Source organism: Saccharopolyspora sp. NPDC000995 (genome assembly GCF_053599315.1).
On record NZ_JBSFLZ010000183.1, the window covers coordinates 1 to 9,907 of the forward strand.

Annotated in this window: 14 protein-coding genes; 1 reads left to right on the plus strand and 13 read right to left on the minus strand. The window is 68.7% G+C overall.

The annotated features are described in order from the left end of the window. Positions 1-52: 52 nt before the first annotated feature. From ACWDKQ_RS33525 to qcrB, 13 genes are all read right to left on the minus strand, one after another. Positions 53-286: a hypothetical protein gene (locus tag ACWDKQ_RS33525; RefSeq protein WP_450142779.1), complete on the minus strand. Its 234-nt coding sequence runs from the start codon at positions 284-286 to the stop codon at positions 53-55. 94 nt (positions 287-380) lie between these two features. Beyond that, positions 381-929, minus strand: coding sequence for an FABP family protein (locus ACWDKQ_RS33530; protein WP_450142780.1), 549 nt, complete (start codon positions 927-929; stop codon positions 381-383). A 68-nt stretch (positions 930-997) separates the two neighbouring features. Then, positions 998-1,201 carry a hypothetical protein gene (locus ACWDKQ_RS33535; RefSeq protein ID WP_450142781.1) on the minus strand — a complete coding sequence of 68 codons (204 nt, stop codon included), beginning with the start codon at positions 1,199-1,201 and terminating at the stop codon, positions 998-1,000. 122 nt (positions 1,202-1,323) lie between these two features. Beyond that, positions 1,324-1,869, minus strand: a complete 546-nt coding sequence (locus ACWDKQ_RS33540) for a substrate-binding domain-containing protein (protein WP_450142782.1) — start codon at positions 1,867-1,869, stop codon at positions 1,324-1,326. Next, the gene (locus ACWDKQ_RS33545) at positions 1,842-2,108 is read right to left on the minus strand and encodes a hypothetical protein (protein ID WP_450142783.1); all 267 of its coding nucleotides are present in this window, start codon (positions 2,106-2,108) and stop codon (positions 1,842-1,844) included. The genes ACWDKQ_RS33540 and ACWDKQ_RS33545 overlap by 28 nt, the downstream gene beginning before the upstream one ends. A gap of 213 nt (positions 2,109-2,321) precedes the next feature. After that, a complete protein-coding gene (locus ACWDKQ_RS33550; protein ID WP_168588655.1) occupies positions 2,322-2,600 on the minus strand; it encodes a DUF6343 family protein in 279 nt (92 codons plus the stop codon). Between the two features lie 58 nt (positions 2,601-2,658). Then, positions 2,659-3,222 carry a winged helix-turn-helix domain-containing protein gene (locus ACWDKQ_RS33555; protein WP_450142784.1) on the minus strand — a complete coding sequence of 188 codons (564 nt, stop codon included), beginning with the start codon at positions 3,220-3,222 and terminating at the stop codon, positions 2,659-2,661. 299 nt (positions 3,223-3,521) lie between these two features. Next, a complete protein-coding gene (locus tag ACWDKQ_RS33560; protein WP_450142785.1) occupies positions 3,522-4,004 on the minus strand; it encodes a DnaJ family domain-containing protein in 483 nt (160 codons plus the stop codon). Positions 4,005-4,044: 40 nt separating this feature from the next. Beyond that, a complete protein-coding gene (locus ACWDKQ_RS33565) occupies positions 4,045-4,557 on the minus strand; it encodes a mycothiol transferase (protein WP_450142786.1) in 513 nt (170 codons plus the stop codon). An 85-nt stretch (positions 4,558-4,642) separates the two neighbouring features. Next, positions 4,643-5,479: an SAM-dependent methyltransferase gene (locus tag ACWDKQ_RS33570; RefSeq protein ID WP_450142787.1), complete on the minus strand. Its 837-nt coding sequence runs from the start codon at positions 5,477-5,479 to the stop codon at positions 4,643-4,645. A gap of 67 nt (positions 5,480-5,546) precedes the next feature. Beyond that, positions 5,547-6,572 (minus strand): CobW family GTP-binding protein, encoded by a 1,026-nt coding sequence (locus ACWDKQ_RS33575; protein WP_450142788.1) that lies wholly within the window; start codon positions 6,570-6,572, stop codon positions 5,547-5,549. 52 nt (positions 6,573-6,624) lie between these two features. Further along, complete coding sequence (locus ACWDKQ_RS33580; protein WP_450142789.1) at positions 6,625-7,542, minus strand: ribonuclease Z; 918 nt, start codon at positions 7,540-7,542, stop codon at positions 6,625-6,627. A 36-nt stretch (positions 7,543-7,578) separates the two neighbouring features. Beyond that, positions 7,579-9,240: a cytochrome bc1 complex cytochrome b subunit gene (qcrB, locus tag ACWDKQ_RS33585; RefSeq protein WP_450142790.1), complete on the minus strand. Its 1,662-nt coding sequence runs from the start codon at positions 9,238-9,240 to the stop codon at positions 7,579-7,581. A gap of 347 nt (positions 9,241-9,587) precedes the next feature. Between qcrB and ACWDKQ_RS33590 the strand changes: the two genes are divergently transcribed. Beyond that, positions 9,588-9,907 (plus strand): DUF222 domain-containing protein (locus ACWDKQ_RS33590; protein WP_450142791.1); only part of this gene is annotated, 320 nt, incomplete at its 3' end.

Below are 9,907 nucleotides of genomic sequence, written 5' to 3' on the forward strand. Positions count from 1 at the left end.
TCCTCTTGGGATGCGTTGGAGTCGCAAACCCAAGCAGGATAAGGCCTTTGCCTTACCTCAGGCCGGATCTACCCACCCGACACGCTTGATGAAGGGCTAGTGCGCTGGCGGTCGCCGGACCGTCGCGCTCCAAGCGGCCCAGCACCGCCAGACGCCCCAGGGTCAGCTCGCCGGGATCGCGCTCGGCGCGCAGCCGACGCGCCAGGCGCATCACGCCCGTCCTGACCTCGGTGGCTGCCTGAGCGATCCCGGCGGTGTCTTCGGCAGCGGGATCATCGCGACTCATATATTCAGCATAGCTGTGTTTATTCGAGCCGTCTTTCCGCCAGGTGGGGAACGTGAGCCGCGGCATTCCGCGAGCCCCGGGCGTGACGATCAGGTCAGCTGAGGTGCAACCGGGCGATGACGTGCGGAGTCAAGGGCAGGCCGACCATGGCGCGGCTCTCGGCGTAGTGGAGGATGCCGTCGTCGTCGAGCGCGTAGCTGCGCGCTGCGGCCTCGACGTCCTTCGCGGTTGCGGCACGGACCACGGTGTCGGTGGCCAGATCCCAGCGCTGCGGGTGCACCGCGCCGTAGAACAGCTCCAGGATTCCGGTGCAGTGGCTGATCAGCAGTTCCAGGCGCCCGTCGGGCTGCGGACGCCACCAGCCGGTTTCCCACGCCGCCGGGCGCAGGACGTCGCCCTCGGCGTCGAGCAGCCAGGCTCGCGCCTCGTGGCGCAGGAACGGCCGGCCGTCGTGCGAAATCGTGACCTGCTGCCCGAACCGGTACGGGCCCTCGATGCTCGGGTAGTCGACCTCACCGCCCCCGCGCCACACGCCGACCAATGCCCGCAGCAGGGCACAAGCGTCGTGCAGCGGCGGTCCGCAGTGCAGGTCAGTGGTATCGGCCGGGATGGGTAGCTGAGCGCGCTCACTGGAAGAACCCATGCGGGCAGGGTAGAGGTTCCGTTGCGGATTCCTCCGCGCTCGGATCGATCTCCTCGTCGGGCGAGCGGTCAGGGACATCGCTGCCCCGAATCGGAGCCGCGTTGCGGCCTGGCGTGGAGGCCGTCCAGATTGCGCGCCAGGGCGCGTACGAAAACGCCGTCGATGTCTTCGACGGCGCGGCTGTGCATATCGGCGAGCAGCGGGAACCGCCCGGTGGCCAACAACAGTGCGGTCACCTGGTCGAAGTAGCCGTTCTGACGTCGGAAACGCAACTGCCCCTTGGGTTTTTGGGCCCGGGGACGGTTCGTCGTCCGGGGGTCAGTCGAACGGAGAGCCGACGTAGTTCTCGGCGAGCAGCGTGCGCCCCGCGCGGGAGCGGGTGATTGTGTCAAGCTCAGCGATCTGCCGGTTCAGGTCGAAGCCGCTGGCCTCCGGCATGCGGTGCAGCATCGACGTCATCCACCACGAGAAGTGCTGCGCCCGCCAGACCCGGGGCAGTGCGGTGTCGGTGTAGGCGTCGAGCGCGGGCGCCTTTGACGACGCCGAAGGCGACGAGGTCGTTGTGCGTGATCACCGCCGACGCCCCGGACGCCACCACGCTCGCCGCCGCGGCGGTCCCGCCCGCCACCGTCTCGGCCTGCCAGCCGAGGACCACCAGGTCGAGCCCGGCTTCGGCGGCCAGCGCGCCGGCCAGGGCGACCCGGCGGGCGTTGGACCAGGAGTGCTCCGAGCCCGGCACGTAGGCGATCCGGGCGTGGCCGAGCGCGGCGAGGTAGTCGATCGTCTGCCGAAGTCCGTCGGCAGCATCGGAGTGGAGGCAGTCGGTGCGCTCGGCGTCCCGGTTGACGAGCAGGACCGGAATCCGGTCGCAGAGCCCGACGATCTCCTCGGCGTCCGGCCGGGGCGAGCACATCACGATAGCGGCGGCCTTGGTCCGCAATTGGGCGATCGCCTCGCTTCCCGCTCCGGGTCGAAATCAGTGTCGAGCAGCACCAGGGTCTGATTGCCGCGGCGGACCTCATCCTGCGCGGCCTTCACGAAGGAGCCGAACACCGGGTTCGCGATGTCCGGCAGCACGATCGCTACCGTGGCAGTGTCTCGCGCGGGCGTCGGCTCGGCCTGCTTGCCAGTGGTGGGGTCGTAGCCGATCTCCTGCGCGGCGGCGAGGACCTTGCGCAAGGTTTCCGGGCCGAGTCGACGGGGGCGCTGAACGCGCGGGAGGCGGTAGACGGCGCGACGTTGGCCCGCTTGGCGACATTTGTCAAGCTCGGCGCCATCGCTTCTCCGCTCCATCGCTTCTCCGCTCCATCGCAGATTCCCTGCCGGGCTACCGGGGCGCGCAAATGGTTAGCCAAGCTTGCACAAGCTTGTCAATACTCTTGCCGAGCTGGATCAGCCGGGTTCGCCGCGGCGCTTGCGGTGGGCGACCCAGCCGAAGTCGACGAGGGCGGTCACGGCCAGCACGATCAGCGCCCACCCCAGCCAGGCCAGTTCCGGCACGAACAGGAACACCAGCACGGCCGCACCCGTGCAGAACACCAGGCCGAAACCTGCCAGCCAGAGCCGCAGGGTCAAGGCGCTGCGCGCATAGGGCGCTCCGGCGAAGCCGGCCATCGGGTCGTGGTAGCCCGGCAGCCCTCGCTCGTAGTCCTCGCGCTTGCGCTTCGGCATGCCCCTCCGGCTACCCACGGGCGCGACGCCCGATACGTCGCCGGAAGCTGTCGCGGGCTCAGGACGCGTAGGGGTCGGGTTCGATGTGGACGTCCGCAGGGCGATCCATCCGGTAGCCGACTCCGCGAACCGTGGTGATCAGGTCCAGGTCCGGCCCGAGCTTGCCGCGGATCCGACGAACGTGCACGTCCACCGTGCGGGTGCTCGGCGTGCTGTTCAGGTGCCAGACGGCGTTGAGCAGCGATCCGCGCCGGTGCACCCGGCCTGGGTTCTCGCACAGGAACAGCAGCAGGTCGAACTCCAGCCGCGTGAAGTCGATGTTCGTCCCGTCGCCCCGCACCACCCGGCGCGGGGCGACCAGGATGCGCAGGGCGGACTCCGTCGGAGCGGGCAGCGACCGCAACCGCGGCGCCTCCGGCCTGGTCTGGATCTCCACAGTGGACTGGCTGGGGACGTCCGCCAAGGAGCGCAGCTTCCGGGCGAAATCGCGTTCCAGCGTGGCGAGATCTCGTTGCGCAACGACGAACCGGGCGGTCACCTCGATCACCGCGCCGCCTTCCAGTGGACGCGCCTCCTCGGACTCCGGACCCACCGGCTCCCGGAAAGCAGCTTCCAGCGTCATGGCACAGGTCTCCGTCTCATCGCGATGCCGGGGTCCACCGACACCGATGCGAACAACAGCACCTCGGGCGGCAGGTCACCGGCGAGGAGAGGACAACCCGGCGGCAGGTGGCTCGGACGAGCAGCGGGACAACGCCGGGGCAGGAGATCTCAAGTGCGCGGACAAGCCGCGGAAGCGACCCACAACAGGTCGATGTGCGCGCGCTGCACGAGCAGCGGTCCCGGCGTCATGGCATTGATCAAAGCACCGTCGACAACATCCGTCAAAGCCGTTCAAAAGGTGGGAAACGGCTGGCCGGATCAGCGGCGAAAGCGTTGCCACCAAGGGGTTTTCCGCGGTGCGGGCTCGTTCGGTGCGGATGCTGCGCGCCGCTGCGGCTCCGGCCGGTCGGCGCGCCACCGGGCCACCACGTCGTCGACGTTAACCGGTCCGACGGCCACCTGCGGTCCGGCTGGTGCGCGGAGGTATTCGACGATGCGGCGGCTCAGGTCCGCTGCCACGTCGCGGACGGCCTGCTCGGTAGTCAGGTCGCGAACGGTTTCAGGCAGCCGCTCGACCTCCTTGCGCAACTGCAGTGGGGTGGGCAGCAGGGCATCGCCGGGCAGCCCCTCGCGGCGGATGTACTCCTTGACCCACCACTGGTCGTCGAGCGGTGTGCCCGCGCCGGGCAGCGGCTTGCCCGCGCCGGGCAGGTCGTCGAAGTCACCGCGTTCCTGGGCGGTGCGGATCTGCTTGTCGATCCATGATTCGAACGTGACACCGGGTGGCTTGCGCTCGGTCATGCCGCGATTGTCCGCCACCACGCTGGCCCGGTGCCAACGGCTATCTGGTGCGTTGGACGATGCCGCGGATGAAGGCGGCCTGGCCGGCGTGCTGGAGGTCGTCGGCGATCACGCTCACCAGCCGCACACCGACGGTGACCGGGGGAGTCCACCCGACGTCCGCGACCTCGGCGAGGTCGTCGTCGGTCAACTCCGAGACGAAGGCCACCGTCTGCGCGTGGACGGCGTCGTGGTAGCCGGTCAGCAGCTCGCCGGAGTCGACGCGCACCTCGCCGACCTCGTCGGGGTCGTGGCCGTAACCGATGTCCTCGTGCGCGAACGGCAACCCGAAGCGCCCCAGCCAGTCCTGCGCGGTCCAGACCTGCGCCACCTCGGCGACGTCCGAGACGTGGTCGTCCTGCACCCGGGTCAGGTGCCACACCAGCCAGGCGATGGAGTTCGCCTCCGGATCGACCCGGTACGCCAGCTGGTCGGGAGCCAGGCCAGAGATGGTCTCGTGCACCACTTCGCGGATTCGGCTGAACGCATCGACGAGCACCTCGGCGCTGGACATTCGGTAGCTCCTGTCGGCGAGTCGGAACCGGTCTGCGCCACGGTACGACCGCCGCCGGGATCCGGCATCAGATCCCCAGTGGACGCTATCTGGGCAGCACGCCTACCCCGGCCACCGCGCGGCTCTCCCGCGCCTGCTCGTCGGTGACCGGCCGGTCGGGCCGCCAGGCCGAGGTGAACACCAGGCCCGGCTCGACCAGCTCGTAGCCGCCGAACAGGCCCGCGACCTGCTCCGGGTTGCGTAGGTGCAACGGGTGCGTGCTGGACTGGTATAGCTCGATGGCCTCCACGACCTCGCCCGGCCAGTACTCCGGCGTCAGGCTGTGCGACAGCGCCAGGTAGCTGCCAGGCGCGCACACCCGCCGGTAGCTGTCGATGATCCCGGTCGGGTCGTCGGCATCCGGTATGAACGGGAACACCATCAGCACCGCTACCGGCCAGGGGAAGTCAAGCAACAGCCGGGTGTCTGGGTGGCCCAGAACGAGGTCCGGGTGCCGCAGGTCCGCCCGGATTATGGTGGCCAGGTCGTTGCCCGCGAGCATCCGCTGCGACTGGGCGACCGCCACCGGCTCGTGGTCGACGTAGACGACCCGCGCCGCGGGATCCAGGCCCTGGGCGATCTCGTGCACGTTGCCGACGGTCGGGATGCCGGAACCGAGGTCGAGGAACTGGCTGATGCCCGCCTCTTCGACGAGGTTCCGCACCGCGCGCTGCAGGAACGCCCGGTTCTCCTGGGCGAACGTGCGGGTCTCCGGCAGCATCGCCAGCACCCGGTCGGCGGCCTCGCGGTCCGCGGCGAAGATGTGCGATCCGCCCAGGTAGTAGTCGTACATGCGGGCAGGATTGGCGCGGCTGTGGTCCACCCCGGCCAAGCTCGCGAACAACTCGGCCTGGGCTCGATCCTGCCCTGGATAGCCCCGCATGGCCGCCCCTGCCCGTGTCGCGTCCTGATCGTCCGTAGGTTGCCCGCGCGAGCCCGCTTCCGCAAGGTCAGGAGTGCAGGTACTTCAGCACGTCCAGCATGCTGTGCTCGTCGGACCGGTCCGGTTCGCCCAGGCAAGCGGTCAGCCCGCTGCGCACCCGATCTTGGTCGAGGCCTGAGCCGATCACCACGAGTTTGGTCCGCCGCGGCTCGTTTCGGCGCCAGCGCGTGCGGTGGAAGCGCAGGAAGTCGCCGACGGTGTGCAGGGTGAACTTCAGCCCGCGCCCTGGCGCGCCGAAGTGGACCTGGCCCTTCATCCGGTAGATCCCGGCCGGGCGGTCGTCCAGGAACCGCATCAGCGCCCGCGGATCCACCGGGCTGCCGGCCGTGAACTCCACGCTCTCGTACGCGGCGTGCGGGTGCTCGTGGCAGTCATCGGCCGGCTCGGCCAGCAGTTCGTCGAAGGACAGCTGGCGCGCGGTGTGCCGTTCCCGGACCGCTGCGCGGTCGAACAGCAACGTCGGGTCGACGCGGCCGTGGTCGGTCGGCAGGACCGGCTTCCCGTCGGCGAGCCCGCCCACCAGTTCCGCCAGCCGCCGCTGGTCGGACTCGTCGACGCGATCGATCTTGTTCAGCAGCACCAGATCGGCGAAGCGCAGGTGCTGGTCGATCTCGGGGTGCCGCCGCCGGGTGGTGTCGAACTCCGCGGCGTCGACCACCTCGACCAACCCCCCGTAGTCGAGGCGGGGGTTCGTGCTGTTCAGCAGCAGCCGGACCATGCCACGCGGGTCGGCCAGCCCGCTAGACTCGATCACGATCACGTCGATGTCACTGCCGGGCCGTGCGAGCTTGACCAGCAGTTCGTCGAGCCCGCGGGCGTCGACGGCGCAGCACAGGCAGCCGTTGCCCAGCGAGACGGTGGAGTCGACCTGGCCCGCGACGCTCAGCGCATCTATGTTGATCTTCCCGAAGTCGTTGACCACGACGCCGATCCTGGTGCCCTGCGGGTTGCGCAGCAGGTGGTTCAGCAGGCTGGTCTTCCCGGCGCCGAGGAACCCCGCGACGATGACCACCGGGATCGGTTGCCGAACCAAGGAACCTGCCTTTCACGCGATGACCGCCCGCCCAGCAGCATATCGACACGCCTCAACGGCGCCGCGGCACCGGGACCCGCTGCAAGTCTTCGGCCACGACCACCAGGCCGTTGAAGACCGCCGCGGCCTCGTCGTGGAAGCGCTGCGGGTCCGAGTAACGCTGCGAGAAGTGCGTCAGCACCAGGCAGCGCACACCGCACTCGGCAGCGACCCGGGCCGCCTGGGCGGCGGTGAGGTGGTGGTACTCGTCGGCCAGCCGCGCATCCTCGTCCAGGAACGTGGACTCGATCACCAGCAGATCGGCGCCGTCGGCGACGGTGAACACGCCATCGCACAGCCGGGTGTCCATCACAAACCCGAACCGCTGCCCGGGGCGCGGCTCGCTGACCTCCTCCAGCGCCACCAGGCGGCCGCCGTCCAAGCGGAGCGTGCGCTCCCGCTGGAGCTTCCCGATGGCGGCCCCGCGCACTCCCAACTCGGCCAACCGCTCGGGTGCCATGCGCCGGCTGTCCGGCTCCACCAGCCGGTAACCGAACGTCTCGATGCGGTGGTCCAGCCGCACCGCATCGAGCCTGCCGAACGGGCCGGTGGCGATCGTGCCCTCCTGCTCGATCGGCCGCTCCTGCAGGTCGACGACCTCGTCGAACGCTGAGGCGTAACGAAGGTTGCGGAAGAAACCGGCGCCGCTGGCCGGGTAGTGCGCGTGCACCGGCCGCGGCAGCCGGTCCAGCGATAGCCGCTGGACCACTCCCGGCACCCCCAGGCAGTGGTCGCCGTGGAAGTGGCTGATGCAGATCCGGTCGATGTCGTGCGCGCTGACCCCCGCGTGGATCATCTGGCGCTGAGCGCCTTCGCCGGGATCGAAGAGGAAGCCGGTTCCGTCCCAGCGCAGCAGGTAGCCGTTGTGATTGCGAGACCGCGTCGGAGCTTGGCTCGCCGTACCGAGCACCACCAGTTCCCGATTGGACACGCGCGCACCCTACGGCAACGGCCGGGACGGCGCCGATCACCGTTCGGGCGGCTGCGGGCGGCCCGAACGGACCTCGACCTCCCCGGCACCGCGCTCCTGCTCGGTCTCCCGGCGGCGGGCGGAGTCGAGCGCCTCGGTCTCTTCGCGCGGATCTGGTATCAGCAGGCTACCGGGCACCGAACGGCCTGCGGCACCGAGTTGGTTCATCTTCTTCGGCACCGGGGTGCCCTGGTACGGCAGCGGCGGCTTTGGGTGGCCGTGTTCGTTGACGGGGCCGAGTGGCTGGTGGACCTCGATGAACTCGCCGTGCGGTAGGCGCTTGATGATGCCGGTCTCCACACCGTGCTCCAGTACCTCGCGGTCGGCGCGTTGCAGGCCCAGGCAGATCCGGTAGGTCACGTAGTAGGCGATCGGCGGCGCGAGCAGCACGCCGATCCGGCCCGCCCAGGTGGTCATGTTCAGCGACAACCCGAACTGGAAGGCGATGATGTCGTTCGCCCCGGACAGCAGCACCACCAGGAAAAACGTGATGGCCATCATGCCCAGCGCGGTCCGCACCGGCGCGTCGCGCGGTCGCTGCAGCAGGTTGTGGTGCGCGGTGTCGCCGCTGAGCTTGCGCTCCAGCAACGGGTAGATGATCGCGACGGTGAACACCAGGCCCAGCCCGATGACGAGGGGGAAGAACACCGCCGGAATCATGTATGGGCCCAGGTATACCTCCCACGGCGGCCACAATCGCCCCATGCCGTCCGTCCAGATCATGTACCAGTCGGGCTGGGAGGCCGCCGAGATCATCGAGGCCACGTAAGGGCCGAAGTTCCAGATCGCGTTGATCTGGAAGATGCCGCTCATGATCGCCAGGACGCCGGTGACGATCAGGAACAGCCCGGTGCTCTTGACCGCGAACGCAGGCATGATCCGCACGCCCTCCACATTGGACTCGGTGCGCTTCGTGCCGGGGTACTGCGTGTGCTTCTGGTACCAGACGATCGCCAGGTGCGCCGCCACCAGGCCGAGGATGAGGCCGGGCAGCAGGAACACGTGGAAAATGTAGAACCGCGGGATGATCTCGGTTCCGGGGAATTCGCCGCCGAAGAGTATCCACTGCAGCCAGGTGCCGATGACAGGAACCGAGAGCACGATGCCGGAAGCGATCCGCAGCCCGGTGCCTGACAGCAGGTCATCGGGCAGCGAGTAGCCGATGAAGCCCTCGAACATGCCCAGGAAGAACAGCACGATGCCGATGGTCCAGTTCACCTCGCGCGGGCGGCGGAACGCGCCGGTGAAGAAGATCCGGAACATGTGCGCCACGATCGAGGCCATGAAGATCAGCGCGGCCCAGTGGTGCAGCTGGCGCGCGAACAGCCCGCCGCGGACGTCGAAGGAGATGTCGAGCGTGCTCTCGAACGCCCGCGACATCGTCACGCCACGCAGGTTGTTGAAGACGCCGTTGTAGGTCACCTCGGTCATCGACGGGTCGAAGAACCAGGCGAGGTAAGTGCCGGTGAGCACCAGGATGACGAAGCTGTAGAGCGCGAGCTCGCCGAGCAGGAACGACCAGTTCGACGGGAAGACCTTGCTGATCTGCCGCCGCAACCCCGGAGCCAGGCGGAATCGCTGGTCCGCCTCGTCCGCCTGGTCGCGGATCCTCCGGAACAGCTTGCTCTCGGGTTTGGTCGGTTGCGTCAACCTGCTCATGTCGGCTCCCGGCACCGCGTCCCGAGCCACCGACGGGGGTCCCGTGCTGCCGGTTCCGCGAACTCCCGCCGAATGGTTGGGCGAAACGACATTGCGCGGCTACGAGCGTACTGCTTCCGGGGGCCCCCGGCAGTCGAACTGGGCGTCCGATCCATTCGCCCGGCGGCATTTGTCGGCTCCGGTCGGACCCGAAAGCGTTTGGACATCCTACGTCCTACGTCTTGTTGTCGGGCTGAATCATGGTTTTCGGGATTCCACGACTGATCAAGCGCCCATAAAGCACGTGCGAACAGGGGTTCGAATGCGGGAGAATGTGTGTATGACACCGCTGTTGAACCCGGGACGGGATGACCGTCATCAAAGCCCGCCTCGACCGCGAAACCGGGGCGAAATTCGCCGCGCTAATGGAGCCGCTGGCAGCCCCCGGCCCGAAACCAACGGAGAAGGATCCGCGCACGGTGGGGCAGCGCAACGCCGACGGCTTCACCGCGATCCTGGACCTGGCGCTGGATCATGACAGGGTTCCGCGTGCCGGTGGGCAGCGTCCGCACCTGAGCATCGCCATCGACTTTGAGGACTTGAAAAAAGGGCTGCGGGTTCCTCGCCTCCGACACCGGTATGCCCGGCACCCTCAACACCGAACGGGCCATCACCGCCGAAAACGCCC

Bases quoted from the DNA above. Each gene is read 5' to 3' on its own strand.
- ACWDKQ_RS33525 (WP_450142779.1), bottom strand. From the start codon at position 286: ATGAGTCGCGATGATCCCGCTGCCGAAGACACCGCCGGGATCGCTCAG.
- ACWDKQ_RS33530 (WP_450142780.1), bottom strand. From the start codon at position 929: ATGGGTTCTTCCAGTGAGCGCGCTCAGCTACCCATCCCGGCCGATACC.
- ACWDKQ_RS33550 (WP_168588655.1), bottom strand. From the start codon at position 2,600: ATGCCGAAGCGCAAGCGCGAGGACTACGAGCGAGGGCTGCCGGGCTAC.
- ACWDKQ_RS33555 (WP_450142784.1), bottom strand. From the start codon at position 3,222: ATGACGCTGGAAGCTGCTTTCCGGGAGCCGGTGGGTCCGGAGTCCGAG.
- ACWDKQ_RS33560 (WP_450142785.1), bottom strand. From the start codon at position 4,004: ATGACCGAGCGCAAGCCACCCGGTGTCACGTTCGAATCATGGATCGAC.
- ACWDKQ_RS33565 (WP_450142786.1), bottom strand. From the start codon at position 4,557: ATGTCCAGCGCCGAGGTGCTCGTCGATGCGTTCAGCCGAATCCGCGAA.
- ACWDKQ_RS33570 (WP_450142787.1), bottom strand. From the start codon at position 5,479: ATGCGGGGCTATCCAGGGCAGGATCGAGCCCAGGCCGAGTTGTTCGCG.
- qcrB (WP_450142790.1), bottom strand. From the start codon at position 9,240: ATGAGCAGGTTGACGCAACCGACCAAACCCGAGAGCAAGCTGTTCCGG.